The 18,819-nt window shown below is 69.6% G+C and carries 17 protein-coding genes and 2 pseudogenes; 9 read left to right on the forward strand and 10 right to left on the reverse strand.

Features of this window, described 5'->3' with window-relative positions; all coding sequences use genetic code 11:
* Positions 1-119: 119 nt before the first annotated feature.
* The 5 genes and pseudogenes from ACJMNC_RS05045 to ACJMNC_RS05065 all read left to right on the forward strand — a co-directional run.
* A pseudogene (locus ACJMNC_RS05045) lies at positions 120-812 on the forward strand (pseudouridine synthase); the annotation flags it as partial.
* An 11-nt stretch (positions 813-823) separates the two neighbouring features.
* On the forward strand, positions 824-1,156 hold the full coding sequence (locus ACJMNC_RS05050) for a hypothetical protein (RefSeq protein WP_408946854.1): 333 nt from the start codon (positions 824-826) through the stop codon (positions 1,154-1,156).
* 23 nt (positions 1,157-1,179) lie between these two features.
* Complete coding sequence (locus ACJMNC_RS05055; protein WP_408946855.1) at positions 1,180-1,542, forward strand: YbaB/EbfC family nucleoid-associated protein; 363 nt, start codon at positions 1,180-1,182, stop codon at positions 1,540-1,542.
* Positions 1,543-1,560: 18 nt separating this feature from the next.
* The gene (gene recR, locus ACJMNC_RS05060; protein WP_408946856.1) at positions 1,561-2,172 is read left to right on the forward strand and encodes a recombination mediator RecR; all 612 of its coding nucleotides are present in this window, start codon (positions 1,561-1,563) and stop codon (positions 2,170-2,172) included.
* Positions 2,172-2,765 (forward strand): hypothetical protein, encoded by a 594-nt coding sequence (locus tag ACJMNC_RS05065; protein ID WP_408946857.1) that lies wholly within the window; start codon positions 2,172-2,174, stop codon positions 2,763-2,765. Before recR ends, ACJMNC_RS05065 begins: the two co-directional genes overlap by 1 nt.
* A gap of 389 nt (positions 2,766-3,154) precedes the next feature.
* Here ACJMNC_RS05065 and ACJMNC_RS05070 read toward each other — a convergent pair.
* From ACJMNC_RS05070 to ACJMNC_RS05085, 4 genes and pseudogenes are all read right to left on the reverse strand, one after another.
* Positions 3,155-4,243: pseudogene (locus ACJMNC_RS05070) on the reverse strand (DUF222 domain-containing protein); the annotation flags it as partial.
* Between the two features lie 682 nt (positions 4,244-4,925).
* Positions 4,926-5,255, reverse strand: coding sequence for a hypothetical protein (locus tag ACJMNC_RS05075; protein WP_408946858.1), 330 nt, complete (start codon positions 5,253-5,255; stop codon positions 4,926-4,928).
* Between the two features lie 142 nt (positions 5,256-5,397).
* The gene (locus ACJMNC_RS05080) at positions 5,398-6,111 is read right to left on the reverse strand and encodes a type 1 glutamine amidotransferase (protein ID WP_408946859.1); all 714 of its coding nucleotides are present in this window, start codon (positions 6,109-6,111) and stop codon (positions 5,398-5,400) included.
* A complete protein-coding gene (locus tag ACJMNC_RS05085) occupies positions 6,108-7,394 on the reverse strand; it encodes a MurT ligase domain-containing protein (protein ID WP_408946860.1) in 1,287 nt (428 codons plus the stop codon). The genes ACJMNC_RS05080 and ACJMNC_RS05085 overlap by 4 nt, the downstream gene beginning before the upstream one ends.
* A 55-nt stretch (positions 7,395-7,449) precedes the next feature.
* On the opposite strand from ACJMNC_RS05085, the gene ACJMNC_RS05090 reads away from it, so the two are divergent.
* Positions 7,450-8,517 carry an alpha/beta hydrolase gene (locus ACJMNC_RS05090; protein WP_408946861.1) on the forward strand — a complete coding sequence of 356 codons (1,068 nt, stop codon included), beginning with the start codon at positions 7,450-7,452 and terminating at the stop codon, positions 8,515-8,517.
* A gap of 35 nt (positions 8,518-8,552) precedes the next feature.
* Positions 8,553-9,080 carry a DinB family protein gene (locus tag ACJMNC_RS05095; protein WP_408946862.1) on the forward strand — a complete coding sequence of 176 codons (528 nt, stop codon included), beginning with the start codon at positions 8,553-8,555 and terminating at the stop codon, positions 9,078-9,080.
* 85 nt (positions 9,081-9,165) lie between these two features.
* Here ACJMNC_RS05095 and ACJMNC_RS05100 read toward each other — a convergent pair whose 3' ends face one another.
* The 6 genes from ACJMNC_RS05100 to ACJMNC_RS05125 all read right to left on the reverse strand — a co-directional run bounded on the left by ACJMNC_RS05100 (position 9,166) and on the right by ACJMNC_RS05125 (position 16,367).
* Positions 9,166-10,296, reverse strand: coding sequence for a thiolase family protein (locus ACJMNC_RS05100; protein WP_408946863.1), 1,131 nt, complete (start codon positions 10,294-10,296; stop codon positions 9,166-9,168).
* 215 nt (positions 10,297-10,511) lie between these two features.
* Positions 10,512-12,365 (reverse strand): 2-isopropylmalate synthase, encoded by a 1,854-nt coding sequence (gene leuA, locus ACJMNC_RS05105; protein ID WP_408946864.1) that lies wholly within the window; start codon positions 12,363-12,365, stop codon positions 10,512-10,514.
* Between the two features lie 174 nt (positions 12,366-12,539).
* Positions 12,540-13,106 (reverse strand): nitroreductase family protein, encoded by a 567-nt coding sequence (locus ACJMNC_RS05110; RefSeq protein ID WP_408946984.1) that lies wholly within the window; start codon positions 13,104-13,106, stop codon positions 12,540-12,542.
* A gap of 75 nt (positions 13,107-13,181) precedes the next feature.
* Entirely contained in the window at positions 13,182-13,583 is a 402-nt protein-coding gene (locus ACJMNC_RS05115; protein ID WP_408946865.1) for a hypothetical protein, read from the reverse strand.
* 78 nt (positions 13,584-13,661) lie between these two features.
* Positions 13,662-15,128 carry an MFS transporter gene (locus tag ACJMNC_RS05120; RefSeq protein WP_408946866.1) on the reverse strand — a complete coding sequence of 489 codons (1,467 nt, stop codon included), beginning with the start codon at positions 15,126-15,128 and terminating at the stop codon, positions 13,662-13,664.
* A gap of 48 nt (positions 15,129-15,176) precedes the next feature.
* On the reverse strand, positions 15,177-16,367 hold the full coding sequence (locus ACJMNC_RS05125) for a hypothetical protein (RefSeq protein ID WP_408946867.1): 1,191 nt from the start codon (positions 16,365-16,367) through the stop codon (positions 15,177-15,179).
* Positions 16,368-16,492: 125 nt separating this feature from the next.
* Between ACJMNC_RS05125 and ACJMNC_RS05130 the strand changes: the two genes are divergently transcribed.
* Both ACJMNC_RS05130 and ACJMNC_RS05135 read left to right on the forward strand, forming a co-directional pair.
* Complete coding sequence (locus tag ACJMNC_RS05130; RefSeq protein WP_408946868.1) at positions 16,493-17,758, forward strand: aspartate kinase; 1,266 nt, start codon at positions 16,493-16,495, stop codon at positions 17,756-17,758.
* A gap of 13 nt (positions 17,759-17,771) precedes the next feature.
* A complete protein-coding gene (locus tag ACJMNC_RS05135; RefSeq protein WP_408946869.1) occupies positions 17,772-18,797 on the forward strand; it encodes an aspartate-semialdehyde dehydrogenase in 1,026 nt (341 codons plus the stop codon).
* Positions 18,798-18,819: the final 22 nt, after the last annotated feature.

The raw sequence follows: 18,819 nt of genomic DNA on the forward strand, positions 1-18,819 counted from the left end.
CGCGTCGACTACCCACGCCGGCCACACGCCGTGGTCGGCCATGAGTGGCTCGGGCAGGCCCGCGTGGGCGAGGTTCCACTACAGCGACTGGCGCAAGCCGCCCGGCGAGTGGTGGACGCTGGCGTCTAGCCGACCTGGTGGTGGTCGACAAGCCGCACTTTCTGGCGACCATGCCGCGCGGTACGCATGTCACGCAGACGGCACTGGTGCGGCTGCGCCGGGAGCTGGGCAACGATCAACTCGCTCCCGCGCACAGGCTGGACCGGCTCACCGCCGGCGTGCTGCTGCTGACCCAGCGTCCGGGCGTGCGTGCCGCCTACCACCAGATCTTCGCCCGCCGCGAGGCGCATAAGGAATACCGGGCGCTGGCACCGGCCGACGAGCGGCTGACCACCACGCTGCGGGTGAGCAACCGGATCGAGAAGGGGCCGGGGGATCTGCGGTCGCAGGTGGTGAGCGGCCCGCCGAACGCGGTCAGCGACATCACCTTGGAGCGGGTGCGCCCGGACGGGCTCGGTGAGTACCGGCTGGTGCCGCACACCGGCCGCACCCATCAGCTGCGCGTGCACATGGCCGGTCTGGGGCTGCCGATCGTCGGCGATCCGCTGTATCCGGAGGTGGATGCGGCGGCGCTGGCGGCGCCCGGAAACGGCGACTTCTCCTCGCCGTTGCACTTGGTGGCGGCAGTGCTCGAGTTCACCGATCCGTGCTCCGGCAACCGCCGCCGTTTCACCTCGGCTCGGGCCGGACGGGAGTTCGGGGCGCAACCGCCGCAGAACGCAGCGCTACTGCGGCCGGGCCCGGACCGGTAACGTCCACAGACATGACGATCGTCGGTTCGTACGAGCGGCACACCGACCTGGGGTGTGAGGCGCTGGTCTTCATGGACTCCGAATCCGACGCCTGCTTCCAGATCCAGCGGGATCTGCCCGGCGGCCCGCGACCGGGTGAATACTGTGTGACCACCGGCGCCGGCGCACCCGTCTACGGCGGAGTGGAGCAGTGGCGGCGGCGCGACGGCGACCGCTTCGAGTTCGCCCTCACCCGGCGCGCGGCGCTGCTCTTCGCCGATGAACTGCTCTCCTTCACGGTGCAGGCGGTCGACGGTCAGACGGTGGACGAGCTGGCCGAGCATGTCGACCGCCTGCTGAGTTGATCGCAGCGACTACCCTGGGTGTCGTGACTGATGCATTCGACCCGTCCGCCCTGTTCGGTGGAGGTTCCGACAATCCGATGGCCGGTCTGCTCGCGCAGGCGCAGGAGATGCAGAGCCAGCTGCTGAAGGCGCAGGACGAGATCGCGGCGAGCGAGATCACCGGTAGCGCCGGCAACGGGCTGATAACCGTCACCGGTAAGGGCACCGGGGAGGTGACCGCGGTGACCATCTCGCCGGATGTGGTGGATCCCTCCGACGTGGAGACGCTGCAGGATCTGGTCGTCGGTGCGCTCGCCGATCTGGCCCGCCAGCGTGACGAGCTGACCTCGCAGAAGATGGGACCGCTCGCCGGTGGCCTCGGCGGCGGCCTGCCCGGGCTGGGCTGAGCAGGCTGACGCGGCCACATGTACGAGGGACCGATCCAGGTACTGATCGACCAGCTGGCGAAATTGCCCGGGCTGGGGCCCAAGGGCGCCCAACGCATCGCGTTCGCGATGCTCGCCGGTGAGACCAGCGAGATCGACCGGCTGGTGGCGGCGTTGATCGAGGTGCGCGACAACGTCAATTTCTGCGCCGAATGCGGCAATGTGGCCGCCGACCGGCTGTGCCGGATCTGCGCGGACTCGCGCCGCGACGCCACCAAGATCTGCGTGGTGGAGGAGCCGAAGGACATCTACGCGATCGAGCGGACCAAGGAGTTCGACGGCCGCTATCACGTGCTCGGCGGGGCTCTGGATCCGCTCAACGGCATCGGCCCCGATCAGCTGCGGATCCGGGAGCTGCTGCAGCGGCTGGGCAATCAGGCCGACGGCGTGGACGTGTCCGAGATCATCATCGCCACCGACCCGAACACCGAGGGCGAGGCGACGGCCACGTATCTGCTGCGCATGCTGAAGGACTTCCCGGGGCTGTCGATGACGCGTCTCGCGTCGGGTCTGCCGATGGGCAGTGACCTGGAGTTCGCCGACGAGGTGACGCTCGGCCGGGCCCTGTCCGGACGTCGCGCCTTGGCCTGATGACGAGTCGGATGCCCGGTGGGGTGGCCGGTCTGGCCCGCCGCGTCGTGGCCGACGACGATCTGCGTGCCGGGATCATCGCGATCGACGGCCCGTCCGGTGCCGGGAAGTCGACCTTCGCCGATGCGCTGGTGGCCGAACTGGACTCCCGGCGCCGACGGTCGCTGCTGATCCGCACCGACCAGTTCGCCACCTGGGATGAGCCGGCCGCCTGGTGGGACGAACTCGAACGGGACGTTCTGGCCCCGTTCGCCCGCAGCCACGACATCGCCATCACGCCGCGCGTATGGACCGCCGGTGTCCCGGAGGTGGGGCCGCCGGTGCGGTACCGGTGGGAGCCTCTGCTGATCATCGAAGGGGTCACCGCCGCCCGGACAGCCGTCGCCGACCGGCTCGATCACGCCTACTGGCTCGACGGACCGGATCGGGCCGAACGGCTCGAGCGCAGCGTGGCGCGCGACGGCGAGGACCAACGGCCACAGCTCGAGGCGTGGCAGGACTTCGAGTACGGCTGGTTCGCCGTCGATGGCACCCGTGAGCGCTGCGTGGTGTTGGACGCTCCGCCGGTCGCAGAACGGCCGTCCGCGGAATGACTGGCCGGCCCGCGGGGGCGGGTCAGGGGTCGGTGGGTGGTGAGTGGGGACTGTGGGTGGTCCGGCGTCCGATGTGGTGCATGGGGTTGACGGTGTAGTCGTGTCTGGTGCCGGTGATGCGCCAGCCGACCCGGCCGGTGTGGGGGCCGTCGGTGATGATGGTGGTTTCCCAGTGGCCGGGGGGCTGTGCTGACGTGGCGGTTGTCGCCGCCGCAGGCGCCGCCGAGTTTGTTGATGTCGGTGGTGCCGCCGTCGGCGTAGTCCAGGTCGGCGTGGTGGGCCTCGCATTGAGCGAACGGTCTCGTACACCCGGGTCTGGTGCAGCCGCGATCCCTTGCGAACAGGGCCAGGCGTTGGGCTTTGTTGGCGAACCGTGACCGGCCCAAGTACAGCACTTCGGCGCTGTGGTGGGCGAACACGGCGAGGTGCCAGGTGGCGTCGGCGGCCATGTCGATCAGGTCGGGGACGGGGATGTGGGTGCCGGTGGCGGTGTACCCGGTCCCGGCCAACTCGGCCAGATCCTGGTGGTCGATGGTGACGACGAATTCGGCCGGCAACCGCGTGGGGTCACCGAGCGCCCCATGCCCGAGCGCGAAGCGGCACAGGGCGACCAGGGCGTCGTGGTTCCGTTGCCCGGCTGAGCGTAGGTCGCGCCGGCGGGCGGCGTCGAGCAACTCCGGATCCAAGCCGTCGGTGTCGACCGGTCCGGTGGGGCTGTCGGGGTCGTCGGGATTGTTCATGCCGGGTGCGGCCCATTTGGTCAGGACTACTTCGAGGAGGCCGCGCAGGGCTGGGGTGATCGCGCCGCGGAGTGTGGTCATCAACTGCTGATCCTGCGGCGACAACGTGACGGACCGGCGGCGTTGGCGGTCGGTGTCGTCGGCGAGTTCGCCGTCGGGGTCGAGGAGGGAGAGCAGACGGTGCCCGACCATCCGCGTCTGCTCCGGCGTCAACGTGACCGCAGACGCGGTCAGATCTGCCTCGGCGCGTGCACGTTGGTCCACATCAACTGAATGCGGCACTTTCTGCATGGTCTTGAAGATCTCGGTGACGTGGTCGGCGCCGATCGTCCCGGCACTCAACGCTTCGGCGGCGGTCGGGCAGCGTGGTGGGAGTGGTTCGCCGGTCATCGACGTGAACTGTCCGACGGCTTCGGCCAGGAGACGGCGTCGGCGGGCTTCGGCGGCGGAGAGGTGCAAGGTGCCGACGAGGTAGCCGCCCAGGCTCGCTCCACCGGCCTGCTGATACGAGCCGCGGTCGCTCATCTCGACGAGGAGGGGTGCGTCGGCGGCGCTGATGAGGCGGCGGGCGCGTTCGCGGTCTTCGGTGAGGTCGGTGAGCTGCCGGTCGGTGCAGCCGGTGTAGTCGGCGCGGGTCAACCGGGCTTGCTTGGCGACGGCGGCGGTGATCAGGGCTTGGAGTGCGATCGGATCGTCGGGCAGCACCATTGTGCTGGTGTCGTCGATGCTGGTCGTCATCGCGTGGTCACCTCCCCCGAAGTGCTGTGCCGACTATCTCGTTGTGCGTTGGTCGTGCTGGTCGGGCTGCGCTGTGCCCTGTCTTACTAGTTCAACGATGGTGTGATGTGTTCTGTTCCCGTATCGCTAAAATGTTCGAACTATTTTCTTGGTTTCAGAGTACGACTGACCTCTGACATCCTTACGGCGGTCGTGGTTCTTTGCGGCGGATGGTCGGAATTCCGCGCGGCGACCGGCCGAGAAGCACTAGAGCTGCAGGTGCAGGATGCTGGGGAGATGGTCGTCGGGCGCCCGTGATAGCCGCAGCGAGGGCGTCGAGTGTGATCGGATCATCGGGCAGCACCATTGTGCTGGTGTCGTCGATGCTGCTCGTCATCGCGTGCTCACCTCCCCCGAAGTGCTGTGTCGACTATCTCGTTGTGCATTCGCCGCTGTATTTCCGGGTATGGAGTTTCCTGCTCTCACCTGGTGAAACAGCCCGATCTGATGTTCTTGAGTTCAGAGTACGACTGCCCTACGACATTCGAGACGGACTCCGCCGAGTGAGATCGAAGCCCCCTTCATGCCATCTGAACGGAACACGTACTTCGCAATCGGTGGGACGTCCGCCGGCAACGGCGAGTGGACTGACTGACGCGGGGTTCCGGTCCGGGCGAGAACCCGGACCGGAACCCGAAGCGGCTCACTGATCCTCGTGATACATCCGGTCGAGCAGAGCCCGGATCCCGGCGGCCTCGGTGTGGTCGCCGCCGCGCAGCCGGATGGTGCCGGACTCGCAGATCCGGGTCCGCATTCCGTGCGGTCGCGGCCTGCGCTTCGGGCGCGGTTCGGCGGTGGCCCGCGGCGGAAGCGCGGCTTCGAGCCGCTCCCGGCTGATTCCGGCCCGGCGGGCGGCCACCAGCACCCAGTGGGCGCACTGTCCGCAACCGCAGCGCTTGTCGCCTGCGGCCCGGTGCGCAGCGGTACGGGCCTGGACCATCGCCACCGCCAGCTGAACTCGTCGATCGGTCATCCTGATCTCCCATCTCCTGTGGATACACCTCTCCTGCGAGGTGTCGTCCGGGAGTGAGATCAGTCAGCGATCGGGCAGCGCGGATTCCTTTCGATGGTGTGCGACGGGCTTGTCGGAAACCCCGTCGGCAACGTTACAGATGCTATCGGGCGGCCGCGAGGCGTTCCCGGCGCAGCTGCTCGACCTCGGGCAGATCGAGCGGGGCCAGCGCGGTGCCGGTGGCCTGCTGCAGCAGATGGTCCGCCAGCTCCGGATTCCGGGCCAGCAGCGGACCGTGCATGTAGGTGCCGATCACGGTGCCCTGCACCACCCCCTCGACGCGGTCGGAGGTGCCGTTGCCGACGCCGTGCCGGACGCTGCCGAGCGGCCGGGCCGAGGCGCCGAGAGCGGTGATGCCGCGGTGATTCTCGAAGCCGGACAGCGGCTGCGTCAACGCCTCCAGCAGCGGCGCGGTCACCAGTTCGCCGATGGAGCGCTCGGGGCCCGGGGAGGTGGTGACGTCGAACATGCCGATGCCGTCGACGCGTTCGCCGGCCGCGGTCTCGTACCAGTGGCCCAGGACCTGGATGGCCGCGCAGATGGCCAGCACCGGGCGGCCGCGTTCGGCGGCCCGCTGCATCCCCGGGTGCTCGGACAGATGCCGGGTGGCCAGCCGCTGGGCGAAGTCCTCCGCGCCGCCGAGCGTGTAGACGTCGAGCGAGTCGGGGACCTCGTCGTCGAGGGTGATGGAGACGATCTCGGCGTCGATGCCGCGCATCCGGGCGCGCTGCCGCAGCACCAGGGCGTTGCCGCCATCGCCGTAGGTGCCCATCACATCGGGCAGCACCAGGCCGATACGGAGAGTCGATTCGCTCATCGGCGGGGCTCCTGCTTCTCCGGGGCGGCCGCCGGATCGAGCGGCTGCGCGCCGGCGCGTTCGAGTGCGGTGTTCAGGTCACGGAAGGCGGTGTAGTTGGCCAGCACCTCCACCCGCCCGGGCGGGCAGGATTCGATCGCGGCGAGCGGATCGGCGACGGTGGTGTGCTCGGCGCCCGCGTACAGCAGCCGCACCCCCAGATCGGCGGCCCGCTCGCCCGACGAGATCACGTGCATCGTCTCGAAGGCCTCGAAGCGCACATCCCACAGCCAGGACAGATCCTCGCCGTCGGGCACCTGCCCGTTCACCGCGATCACCAGTGAGTCGGCGTCCTGATCGATCATCGACAGCGCCTCCTGCCAGCCCGCCGGATTCTTCGCCAGCAGCGTGCGGATCCGATGCTCGCCGAGCTGGTGACTGCCGTAGCGGCCGGCCACCTCGCCGACCGTCCCCACCGCGGTGACCGCGGCCGCCGGGTCGGCGCCCATCGCCACCGCCGCGGCCACCGCCTGGGTGGCGTTGCCGCGGTTCGCGCGGCCGGGCACCGCCAGGGTGAGCCGCGCCCGGAAACCGCCGGGGCCGTAGATGTTCTCGTCGTCGAACCACCACTGCGGGGCCGGTCGCCGGAAGCCCTCGTCGCCGGTCGAATACCAGTCCTCGCCGCGACGGACGATCGGTTCACCCGAGCGCGGGCAGCTCACCGAGTCGCCCACCCAGCCGCTGCCGGCCGCCACCCAGACCACCTCGCGGGCACCGAACGCCGCGGAGGTCACCAGCACGTCGTCGCAGTTGGCGATCACCACCGTCTCCGGGTGTGCCTCGATGCCGGCGCGCAGCCGGCGCTCGATCGCATTGATCTCCCCGACCCGGTCCAGCTGGTCGCGGGACAGGTTCAGCAGCACCAGTGCCTCCGGGGAGGTCGCATCGGCCACATGCGGGACATGCAGTTCGTCCACTTCGAGCGCGGCGATCGGTGCGCTTCGGGCCAGCGACAGCGCGGCGATGATGCCGGCATCCATATTGGCGCCGTCGGCCTGCGTGCACACCTCGCCGAGACCGGCGAGAGCCGCCGCCGCCATCCGGGTGGTGGTGGACTTGCCGTTGGTTCCGGTCACCAGCACGGTGCGCTTGCCGTCGGCCAGCCGAGCCATGATCGACGGGTCGATCTTGGCGGCCACCAGTCCGCCGATCATCGATCCCTTGCCGCGGCCGGCGGCTCGGGAAGCCCAGCGTGCAGCCGTTGCGGCGGCCAGTGCGGTGCGGGTTCGGAGAGGCAGAGGCATGCCAGTGAGTCTGTCATATGAAACATGACACCGGCTGATGGTAACGTCGGCCCCTGTGAGCCGCGCTACCACTGTGAACCTGTCCCTGCCTGATCGTCTGCAGCGGCGGGTGTTCCGTGCCGCCGGACTGCTTCCGCCGCCCGTGCTGCGGGCTGCCGGGAAGCTCGGCCCGGTGAACTCCGACGGCGAGCGGCTGGCAGCGGAGATGCTGCCCGTCACCGTGGCCACCGCCAGGGTGCCCGGCATGGCGCTGCACGACGGTCCGCCGCCGGTGGCGCGCAAACGCATGGACGTCACCGCGGCCGCCATGGCCCAGACCTTCCCGCCGTTCGCCGTGGAAGAGGATCTGACGATCGACGTGGCCGGCGGCACCATCGGCGCCACTCGGTACCGGGCCCAGGACGGCCCCTCGCGAGGGCTCGTCGTCTTCTATCACGGCGGCGGCTTCGTGCTCGGCAGTCGTGCCAGCCACGACTCGGCGGTGCGTGCACTGGCCGTGGCCTCCGGTGCCGACGTGCTGTCGGTGGACTACCGGCTGGCTCCGGAGTTCCCGTTCCCGACGCCGGTCGACGATGCGCTCGCCGCCTGGCGGTTCGCGGTGGACAAAGCGTCCGGATGGGGGCTCGACCGGCACCGGATCGCCGTCGCGGGCGACTCGGCCGGCGGCAATCTGAGCGCCGTGGTCAGTCAGCTGGTGCGCGGTGAGGACGTGACCCCGTGCCTGCAGTTGCTGATCTATCCGGTGACCGACCTGGGCGGCGAGTCGGCCTCCCGCGCCGAGTTCGCCGAGGGCTTCTTCCTCACCCAGGAGGGCATGGACTACTTCACCGACCACTACATCGAGGACCGCGCCTCGCTCACCGACCCGCGGGTCTCGCCGATGCTCACCGAGGACCTCTCGGGTCTGCCGCCGGCCTACGTGGTGGTGGCCGGCTTCGATCCGCTCCGCGACGAGGGCATCGCCTACGCCGAGAAGCTGCGGGCCGCCGGAGTGCCGGTGACCCTGCGGCGGGCGGGAAACCTGATCCACGGCTTCATCAACATGACCCTGATCAGCCCCAGCGCCCGGGAAGAGGTCGCCCGGATGGGTGCGGCGATCGTCGAGGCCATGCCGGTCGAGTGACCGCCTGAGCCGAATGACCGGCTAACCTGGGTGCCATGGCGATCGAGCCCGAGACGAAGGACTGGACCTGGGTGCTCGAGCGTCCGTGCGCCGACTGCGGTTTCGATGCCGCGACGGTCGTCTTCGACGAGATCCCGGCGGCGTTGCGCGCCAACAGTCGTCGATGGCAGCGTGTGCTCGCCGACGGCGGTGAGACGCTCACCCGGCGGCCCGACGAGGCGACCTGGTCACCACTCGAGTACGCCGCACATGTGCGCGACGTCTTCCGGATCATCCTCTCGCGCGTCGAGTTGATGCTGGTGATCGACGATCCACAGGTGCTCGACTGGAGCCAGGATGCGACACAGGTCGAGCAGCGGTACAACGCACAGTCCCCGGCGACGGTGTCCAGGGAACTCGGGGCCGCCGGCGAGGCGCTCGCCGTCGCGCTCGAACTCGTGTCACCGGGGCAGCGTTCGCGCCCCGGCCGGCGCAGCGACGGCGCCGCCTTCACGGTCGAGTCGATCGCGAAGTACTGCCTGCACGATGTGACGCACCACGCCTGGGACGTCGCCGCGCACTGACGCGCCCGCCCGAGTCGGATCGCCCCGACAGACAGCGCGGCCCGGCACCCTCGGGTACCGGGCCGCGACTGCGCGACTGCGACGATCAGAGCAGTTCGAGGATGGTGGCATTGGCCATGCCGCCGGCCTCGCACATGGTCTGCAGGCCGTAGCGGATGCCGTTGTCGCGCATGTGGTGCACCAGACGGGTCATCAGGATGGCGCCGGAGCCGCCGAGCGGGTGTCCCACGGCGATCGCGCCGCCGAGCGGGTTCATCTTCTCGATCGGGGCCCCGGTCTCGGTCTGCCAGGCCAGCGGCACCGGTGCGAAGGCCTCGTTCACCTCGAAGGCGCCGATGTCGTCGATCTTCAGGCCGGACTTGCGCAGGGCCAGCGCGGTGGCCGGGATCGGGCCGGTCAGCATGATCACCGGATCGTCGCCGGCCACCACCGCGGTGTGGATTCGGGCCATCGGCGACCAACCGTTCTGCTCGGCGATCTCGCTGGTGGAGATCAGCAGCGCGCCCGCGCCGTCGGAGATCTGCGAGGCGTTACCGGCGTGGATCACGCCGTCTTCCTTGAAGGCCGGCTTGAGCTTGGCGAGGCTGTCGGCGCTCGAGCCGCGGCGGATGCCCTCGTCGACCTCGAGGCCCGCGATCGGGGCGATCTGCTTGGTGAACGCTCCGGCATCGGTGGCCTGGGCGGCCAGCTCGTGCGAACGGGCCGAGTACTCGTCGAGGAAGGTGCGCGAGAAGCCCCACCGTTCGGCGACCATCTCGGCGCCGAGCCCCTGGTTGAAGCCGTCCACACCGAACCGCTCGAGCACGCTCGGCGGGTTGGCGTCACCGCCCTGCGAGGCCGCGCCCATCGGAACGCGGGTCATCGACTCCACACCGCCGGCGACGATGATGTCCGCCTGGCCGGAGATGACGGTGGCCGCGGCCACCGACACGGCCTGCTGGCTCGAGCCGCAGGCCCGGTTCATGGTGACCGAGGGGACGCTGGTGGGCCAGCCGGCGGCCAGGACGCCGGTGCGGCCGACGTTGATGGCCTGCTCGCCCACATTGCTCACGCAACCCCAGTGCACGTCTTCGACGATGCTCGGGTCGAAGCCGGTGCGCTCGGCCAGCGCCTTGAGGACGTGGCCGGACAGGTCGGCGGGGTGGGTCTCGGCCAGGGAGCCGTTGCGCTTGCCGATCGGGCTGCGGACGGCGTCGACGATGACTGCATCGCGCATGATTCATACCTCATATATGTAGGGACTGTGACGATGCGATCATGCCTCGCCGAACAAGCAATCGGTAGGGCTATCTATGGCCGGCAGGGGTCTTTGTGAGCTAGATCTCGGTGCGGTGGCGGGCCGCAGAGACGGCTGTAGCCCGGATTCCGGCGGTACCGGGATCCGGGCTACAGGATCGTGTGACGCCGAATCAGGCGATCACAGAGGGGCGGTCACGGAGCGTAGGTGCGGGCGCCTTCGGCGGCCTCTTCGACCTCGGCCTCACCGGTCACCCGGTGCGCCCGGTTCACCGCGGAGACCACGGCCCGCAGGCTGGCGACGGTGATCGACGACGCGATACCCACACCCCAGACGGTTTCGCCGTTCACCTCGGCCTCCACGTAGCTCGCGGCGCTGGCGTCGCCGCCGGCGGTCAGGGCGTGCTCGCTGTAGTCGAGGACCCGGACGTCGTAGCCGATGGTGCTCAGCGCGTCGACGAAGGCGGCCAACGGGCCGTTGCCGGAGCCGCTGATCTCCTTCTCCACCCCGTTCACCTTCACGGTGGCGGTGACGGCATCCTCGCCGCTGTCCTCCTCGGCGGCGTCCACCCGCTGCTTGATGCGTTCGATCGGGGTGGTCGGCAGCAGGTACTCCTGCGAGAAGACGTCCCACATCTCCTTCGGGTTGACCTCGCCGCCCTCGCCGTCGGTGATCTTCTGGATCTCCCGGGAGAACTCGATCTGCAGCCGCCGCGGCAGCTCCATGCCGTGGTCGGCCTTCATGATGTAGGCCACGCCGCCCTTCCCGGACTGGCTGTTGACCCGGATGACCGCCTCGTAGTTTCGGCCCACATCGTGCGGGTCGATGGGCAGGTAGGGGACCTGCCACAGGATGTCGTCGACGTCCTTGTCCTGCTCGTCGGCGTCGATCTTCATCTGGTCCAGGCCCTTGTTGATGGCGTCCTGGTGGCTGCCGGAGAAGGCGGTGAACACCAGGTCGCCGCCGTAGGGGTGGCGCTCGGGGACGTTCAGCTGGTTGCAGTACTCCACAGTGCGACGGATCTCGTCGATGTCGGAGAAGTTGATCTGCGGGTCCACGCCGCGGGAGAACATGTTCATGCCCAGGGTCACCAGGCAGACGTTTCCGGTGCGTTCGCCGTTGCCGAACAGGCAGCCCTCGATGCGGTCGGCGCCGGCCATGTAGCCCAGCTCGGCGGCCGCCACACCCTCACCGCGGTCGTTGTGCGGGTGCAGGCTCAGGATGATCGAGTCGCGGCGCGCCAGATTACGGCTCATCCACTCGATGGAGTCGGCGTAGACATTGGGGGTGGCCATCTCCACGGTGGCCGGCAGGTTGATGATCAGCGGCTTCTCCGGGGTGGGCGCGATGATCTCGGAGACCGCATCGCACACCTCCTTGGCGTAGCTCAGCTCGGTGCCGGTGTACGACTCCGGGGAGTACTCGTAGCGCCAGTTGGTGTCGGGGTAGTTCTTCTCGGTCTCCAGACACAGGCGGGCCGCGTCGGTGGCGATGGTGGTGATCGCCTCCGTGTCGGCACGGAAGACCACCCGGCGCTGCAGGATCGACGTCGAGTTGTAGAAGTGCACGATCACGTTCGGTGCGCCGTTGCACGCCTCGTAGGTGCGGGTGATCAGCTCCGGGCGGGCCTGGGTCAGGACCTGGATGGTGACGTCCTCGGGGATGGCGCCGTCGTCGATGATCTCGCGGACGAAGTCGAAGTCGGTCTGGCTGGCGGACGGGAAGCCCACCTCGATCTCCTTGTAGCCCATCCGGACCAGCAGATCGAACATCCGGCGCTTGCGGGCCGGGCTCATCGGGTCGATCAGGGCCTGGTTGCCGTCGCGCAGATCCACCGCGCACCACAGCGGGGCGCGCTCGATGACCGCGTCCGGCCAGGTGCGGTCCGGCAGGCTGATCTTCTCCACCTCGTCGGCGAAGCTGCGGTAGCGGTGCACCGGCATCGCCGAGTTGTGCTGCGGATTCCAGGCGGGCTGGTCGGCGGGAATGGGGCCCGCGGGGGTCACGATACGGCTCGGGCCGGAAGTGAAAGCGTCTGCTGCTGCCATGACAGGTCAATCTCCTACAGAGTGAGAAATCTGGGGTTGACCGGCGCGTCACAAGGCCCGCGACGGAGGGCCGGTCGGATCAGACCCCGCCGCGGCAACCGAGAAGGAGCGCACGCTGCATGGTGGCGATGTTACTCCTGGCCGGTCGGCTCGGCAAAGCGGAGGGCGGCACATTCACTCGGACAGAGGAAGTCCCCAGCGGCCGGTGTAGGCGATCTCGTTGAGCGGCAGGCGTTCTCGCGGCCAGGCGTCGCGTTCGACGATCTCCTCGGGGAGAGCCGACGGATCGGTGGCCAGCCGGCCCAGGGCCAGAATCACCATCGGCCGCTTGTCCTCGGGGATACCGAAGGCCTCCCGGGCGGCGGCCTTGCTGAAGCCGGCCATCGGATGCGGATTGAAGCCCAGGGCCTGCGCCTGGATGCTCATCTGTCCCAGCGCCAGACCGAGGTCGACGGCTCCGTACTCGTGCAGGTTCTCATCGTCCGGGTCGTTGCTGGTGCACAGCAGGACGAAGGCCGCCGCGTTGCCGGCCCAGCTCTTGTTTCCCCGGTTGAGGGTGTCGAAGAGCGCGCCGAAGGTCTCGTCCCCGCGGCGCCCGACCACGAAGCGGACCGGCTGGATGCGGCCCCAGGTGGCGGCCCAACGCCCGGCTTCGAGAACGGTCAGCAGATCCTCGTCGTCGATGGCGGCCTGCCCGTCGTAGCCGCGGGCGCTCCACCGACCCGCGATCAGCTCGTTCAGGTCGGTACCGGTGGTCACGTTCTCCATGGCTACCGAGGGTAGGCGGTACCCGGCGGGTGCGGCTGCGCGGGCGGCTCAGGCGCCGACGGCGTAGCCGGTCTGCTCGATCCGCCAGCGGGTGAGCCGCGGCACCACCCAGAACGAGTAGATGCCCAGCGTCACCACGATGAGCAGCAGCCACAGGCACCAGCGGCCGAACAGTCCCCAGGCCGAACCGTAGAACTGAAGCTGCCGGCCGTGCAGGTAGGTGTGCTTGGCGCGCCAGCGCTCCTTCAGAACCAGGGCGAACGGGTAGCAGATCCCCAGGGTGCAGACCGTGATCAGCAGTCCGAGGAGTTGCGTGCCGACCCAGGTGGCCGCTCCGCCGTCGAACCGGTAGAGCTGACCGGAGGGCGGAACGACGACGGCGACGCCGTCCATGCCCGGTGCGGGCTGGGCCGGTGCCGCCTGCGGCGGAAAGGGAGATCCAGATATCATGCACCACAACCTAGATGCGTGCTCGGACATCGCGCAGTCGGCTGGTCGAGCGACTGTCGGCGGTTCGGGGCCGGCGGTTCAGGACAGGCGGCGCAGCGCGATCGCGACCACGGCGGCCAGCACGACCAGCACCCCGCCGCTGACCCCGGCCGCCACATGCAGGCCGTCGACCCAGGCGCTGCGCGCGGCCTCGGCCAGGGCCTGCCCGGCCGGTCCGGCATCGCCGGCCCGGTGCAGGGTCTCGCCGAGAGAGTCGCCGAAGCCGCGGCCGTGGTCACCGGCGAGGAAGACCGCGGTGGCGACCGAGCCCAGCACCGCGAGCCCCATCGCCGTGCCCAACTCGAAGCAGGTCTCCGAGGTGCCGGCCGCGGCCCCGGACTGCTCGGGTGGTGCAGCAGCCACCACCACGTCGCTCACCAGGGCGAACTGCACGCCGTAGCCGATACCGGCCAGTGCCGTGGTCGCCAGGAAGACGGCGATCGGCGTGCCGGGGCTCAGGAACAGGAAGCCGAGATTGCCGAGCCCGGCCAGCAGCACCGCCGCAGCCAGCGCGGTGCGCACGCCGAGCAGACGTTTGACCCGGTCGGCGCCCACCGAGAAGACGGCAACGGTCACCGCCATCGGCAGCCCTGCGAGGGCGGCGGCCAGCACGTCGTGCCCGAGCACCGACTGCAGATAGACATTGCCCAGGTAGGCCATGCCGCCCTGGGCGAACATGCCGAAGAACGCGGCGGCCACCGCCGCCGAGAAGGCGGGATTGCCGAAGAGCGAGAGCTTGAGCAGTGGGTCGTCCACCCGGCGCTCCCAGCCGAGGAAGACCGCCAGCATCACCAGACCGACGATGCCCACGCCCAGCCGGGTCGGTGAGAAGCCCTCGGCGGCGATCGTTTTCACCGCGTAGACGGCCGGCAGGATGCCCAGCAGGGAGAACGCGACGCCGGCGACGTCGAAGCGATGGGTGGTGGCCGCGCGGAACTCGGGAAGCAGAACCGGTCCGGCCAGGAAGAGGACGGCCAGCACCGGCAGGTTGATCAGGAAGACCGAGCCCCACCAGAAGTGGTGCAGCAGCACGCCGCCGATCACCGGCCCCACGGCGGCCCCGCCGGCGAAGGCGGCCGTCCACACCCCGATGGCCCGCCCGCGCTCGCCCGGGTCCGGGAACATGTTGGCGATCAGCGAGAGCGACGACGGCAGCAGCGTGGCCCCTCCGACACCCATCAGAGCCCGCGCCGCGATCAGGAAACCGGCGCTCGGTGCGAAGGCCGCGAGCACCGACGCCACTCCGAAGACGGCGGCGCCTGCCAGCAGTATGCGGCGCCGCCCGATGCGGTCGCCCACATTGCCCATGGTGATCAGCAGGCCGGCGATCAGGAATCCGTAGATGTCGAGCACCCACAGTTCGGCGGTGGCCGACGGCTCCAGTGCCTCGGTGATGGTCGGCATCGCCAGATACAGGACCGAGAAGTCCATCGAGACCAGGATCACCGGCAGGGTCAGCACCGCCAGACCCCACCGGGGGTGTTCCCGGCGGACCGGTGCGGTCATCGGCACTCCTGACAGGGCGGCCCGGGCGGTCCGCCCGGCGGTGCCGGATCAGATCGCGTACGGGAAGACGGCGAGCATGTAGGCGCCGAACCAGGCGCTGAGCGCCACGATAGGCGCCAGCACGCCGGCCGCGGTAGCGGGCCTGGCCCGGGCCAGCAGCGCGGCGAACGGGATCAGCAGGACGAAGGCGGGCAGCAGCAGCCGCGGCCGGCTGTGCATCAGCCCGCTCGAGAGCAGTACCGAGGCGGTCACCAGCAGGCCGTACACCAGCACCGGCCACGGCAGTCGTGCGGCGATCGACCAGATCACCAGGCCCAGACAGCCGAGCATCACCAGGGCCGTGGCCACCGACGCGAAGTCCGGTGCCGCGGTGAGGGAGTCGTAGACGAACTTGCCGCCGGCCGCGCCGAAGTCGACGGTGGTGTCCCAGCCGTCGGTCTGCACGGTGAACCAGCCGGTGAGCGAGCCGGTCTGGGCGGCCACGAAGAGCAGGTACCCGAGATAGCCGAGCGGGGCCATCACCACGGCGGCCCAGGCGCGCGGCCCGCGGCGCCAGTCGGCCGCGGCGGCGATCATCACCACCACGATCACCGCGATACCGGTCGGGCGGACCGTGCCGATCAGCAGGGCGGCGGTGCCGGCCAGCAACCATCGGCGCTCGAGGACACCGACCAGCGCCCACGCGGCGAGCGCACAGAACAGGGCTTCCGTGTAGGCCATGTTCAGCACCACGGACATGGGGGTGGCGGCGAAGAGCACCACCAGGATCAGTCCGGTGCGCCCCGGGTCGGGGCGCCCGGCGCCGGCTCCGTCCGGCAGCAGTTCGGCGGTGCGCGCACCGAGCCGGGCCACCCCGGCCGCGGCGGCGCAGCCCGCGATCACGTTGACGATCATGGCGGCGGCGAAGACGCTCACCCCGGGCACCACCGCCACCGCGCCCACCACCTCCGGGAAGCCGGGCAAGAAGGCGTACGCCGTCACATCCGAGTGCACGCCCTGCGCGTCGGCCAGCGTCGACGGCACATCGCGGTAGCCGTGCTCGGCGATCGCGAGCATCCATTCGCCGTCCCATTTGCTCAGCAGCGAGCGCAGTGAGACGTCGTGCACGGCGCCGAAGACCGCCAGCACCGCCAGCCCCACCGTCCGGACGGCCAGGTACACCGGTACGGCGACGGCCGCCGAGGCGAGGCCGCCGGCGGTGACGGCGCCGCGCAGCGGGGAGGTCCGGATGGTGGTCATCGGGGTCCGATGGTAGCCAGCCGCAGGTGCCGCGGCGGAGGCGTGGTTCGGGTCCGGGCGGGCCGCCCGGTAGAGTCGTCCCGGAAGTCAGCACGTGAGAAGCACGAGTACAGGAAGGCCCCGACGTGGCATTGGTGGTCCAGAAGTACGGTGGCTCGTCGGTGTCGGACGCTGAACGGATCCGGCGTGTCGCCGAGCGCATCGTGGAGACCAAACGAGCAGGTAACGACGTCGTCGTCGTCGCCTCGGCGATGGGTGACACCACCGACGAACTGCTCGACCTCGCGGAGCGGGTGAACCCGGATCCGCCGCAGCGTGAGATGGACATGCTGCTGACCTCCGGCGAGCGCATCTCCAATGCGCTGCTGGCGATGGCCATCTCGTCGCTCGGCGAGGACGCGCAGAGCTTCACCGGCTCGCAGGCCGGTGTGATCACCACCTCGAGCCACGGCAAGGCCAAGATCATCGACGTCACCCCGGGCCGGGTGCGCAGCGCCCTCGACGAGGGCAAAGTGGTGCTGGTCGCCGGTTTCCAGGGTGTCTCCCAGGACACCAAGGACGTGACCACCCTCGGCCGCGGCGGCAGCGACACCACCGCCGTGGCGCTGGCGGCGGCCCTGGAGGCGGACGTCTGCGAGATCTACACCGACGTCGACGGTATCTACACCGCCGACCCGCGCATCGTGCCGAACGCCCGTCACCTCGATCAGATCTCCTTCGAGGAGATGCTGGAGATGGCGGCGTGCGGTGCCAAAGTGCTCATGCTGCGCTGCGTGGAATACGCACGCGCCTACAACGTTCCCGTACACGTGCGCTCGTCGTACTCGACCAACTCCGGAACGATGGTGTCCGGATCGATGGAGGACATCCCCGTGGAAGAAGCGATTCTCACCGGTGTGGCACACGACCGCAGCGAAGCCCAGGTCACCGTCTTCGGTATCGAGGACAAGCCCGGCTACGCCGCGAAGGTCTTCCGGGCCGCCGCCGACGCCGAGATCAACATCGACATGGTCCTGCAGAACATCTCCACCGTGGAGACCGGCAAGACCGACATCACCTTCACCCTGCCCAAGGAACTCGGGCCGCTGGCGGTGGAGAAGCTGTCCGAACTCAAGGACGAGATCGGTTTCTCGCATGTGGTGCTCGACGAGAACGTCGGCAAGGTCTCGCTGGTCGGCGCCGGCATGAAGAGCCACCCGGGCGTTACCGCCACGTTCTGCGAGGCGCTGAGCAACGCCGGGATCAACATCGAGCTGATCTCCACCTCGGAGATCCGCATCTCGGTGCTGTGCCGGGAGGACGAACTCGACGACGCGGTGCGCGCCCTGCATCAGGCCTTCGACCTCGGCGGCGAGGAAGAGGCCGTGGTCTACGCCGGCACCGGCCGATAGGAGGAGTGCAGCGATGGTGAACATCGGAGTGGTCGGAGCCACCGGCCAGGTGGGCGGGGTCATGCGCACCCTGCTCGCCGAACGGAACTTCCCGGCCGATCAGGTGCGGTTCTTCGCCTCGGCGCGGTCCGCGGGATCGACGCTGCCGTGGGGTGACGGCGAGATCGTCATCGAGGACGCGGCGACCGCCGACCCCACGGGTCTGGACATCGCTCTGTTCTCGGCCGGGGCCACCATGTCCCGGGTGCAGGCGCCGCGGTTCGCCGAGGCCGGCGTCACCGTGATCGACAACTCGTCGGCCTGGCGCAAGGATCCGGACGTCCCGCTGGTGGTCTCCGAGGTGAACGGTCACCTCGCGAAGAACCCGCCGAAGGGCATCATCGCCAACCCGAACTGCACCACCATGGCCGCGATGCCGGTGCTCGGCCCGCTGCACGCCGCCAAGGGGCTGCGCCGGCTGATCGTCTCGAGCTACCAGGCCGTCTCCGGTTCCGGACTGGCCGGTGTCCGGGAACTGCAGGGGCAGGTGGAGCGGGGCGCGCAGGGCGACCTCGGGCAGCTCGTCTACGACGGCGGCTCGGTGGACCTGGGCGAGCCCGACAAGTACGTCGCCCCGATCGCCTTCAACGTGGTGCCGCTGGCCGGGGCGATCGTCGACGACGGCTCGGAGGAGACCGACGAGGACCAGAAGCTGCGCAACGAGTCGCGCCGCATCCTCGACATCCCGGAACTGCTGGTGAGCGGCACCTGTGTGCGGGTGCCGGTGTTCACCGGACACTCGCTCTCGATCAACGCCGAGTTCGACGCGGCGATCACCCCGGACGAGGCGCGGGCGCTGCTCGCCGACGCTCCCGGCGTGCAGCTGGTGGATGTGCCCACACCGCTCGGCGCCGCCGGCGGCGACGTCTCGCTTGTGGGCCGCATCCGGCAGGATCCGGGTGCCCCGGAGGGGCGCGGCCTGGCACTGTTCGTCTCCGGCGACAACCTGCGCAAGGGTGCCGCTCTGAACACCATCCAGATCGCCGAGCTGCTCGTCTGAGCCGGACCGGCCGTCCCCGGAG

Origin of the sequence: Gordonia sp. VNK21, assembly GCF_046098115.1 — a bacterium.
Lineage (GTDB): Bacteria > Actinomycetota > Actinomycetes > Mycobacteriales > Mycobacteriaceae > Gordonia.

Excerpts from the sequence above, each read along its gene's own strand:
- ACJMNC_RS05050 (WP_408946854.1), top strand. The coding sequence starts at position 824 with ATGACGATCGTCGGTTCGTACGAGCGGCACACCGACCTGGGGTGTGAG.
- recR (WP_408946856.1), top strand. The coding sequence starts at position 1,561 with ATGTACGAGGGACCGATCCAGGTACTGATCGACCAGCTGGCGAAATTG.
- ACJMNC_RS05065 (WP_408946857.1), top strand. The coding sequence starts at position 2,172 with ATGACGAGTCGGATGCCCGGTGGGGTGGCCGGTCTGGCCCGCCGCGTC.
- ACJMNC_RS05075 (WP_408946858.1), bottom strand. The coding sequence starts at position 5,255 with ATGACCGATCGACGAGTTCAGCTGGCGGTGGCGATGGTCCAGGCCCGT.
- ACJMNC_RS05080 (WP_408946859.1), bottom strand. The coding sequence starts at position 6,111 with ATGAGCGAATCGACTCTCCGTATCGGCCTGGTGCTGCCCGATGTGATG.
- ACJMNC_RS05085 (WP_408946860.1), bottom strand. The coding sequence starts at position 7,394 with ATGCCTCTGCCTCTCCGAACCCGCACCGCACTGGCCGCCGCAACGGCT.
- ACJMNC_RS05095 (WP_408946862.1), top strand. The coding sequence starts at position 8,553 with ATGGCGATCGAGCCCGAGACGAAGGACTGGACCTGGGTGCTCGAGCGT.
- ACJMNC_RS05100 (WP_408946863.1), bottom strand. The coding sequence starts at position 10,296 with ATGCGCGATGCAGTCATCGTCGACGCCGTCCGCAGCCCGATCGGCAAG.
- leuA (WP_408946864.1), bottom strand. The coding sequence starts at position 12,365 with ATGGCAGCAGCAGACGCTTTCACTTCCGGCCCGAGCCGTATCGTGACC.
- ACJMNC_RS05115 (WP_408946865.1), bottom strand. The coding sequence starts at position 13,583 with ATGATATCTGGATCTCCCTTTCCGCCGCAGGCGGCACCGGCCCAGCCC.
- ACJMNC_RS05120 (WP_408946866.1), bottom strand. The coding sequence starts at position 15,128 with ATGACCGCACCGGTCCGCCGGGAACACCCCCGGTGGGGTCTGGCGGTG.
- ACJMNC_RS05125 (WP_408946867.1), bottom strand. The coding sequence starts at position 16,367 with ATGACCACCATCCGGACCTCCCCGCTGCGCGGCGCCGTCACCGCCGGC.
- ACJMNC_RS05135 (WP_408946869.1), top strand. The coding sequence starts at position 17,772 with ATGGTGAACATCGGAGTGGTCGGAGCCACCGGCCAGGTGGGCGGGGTC.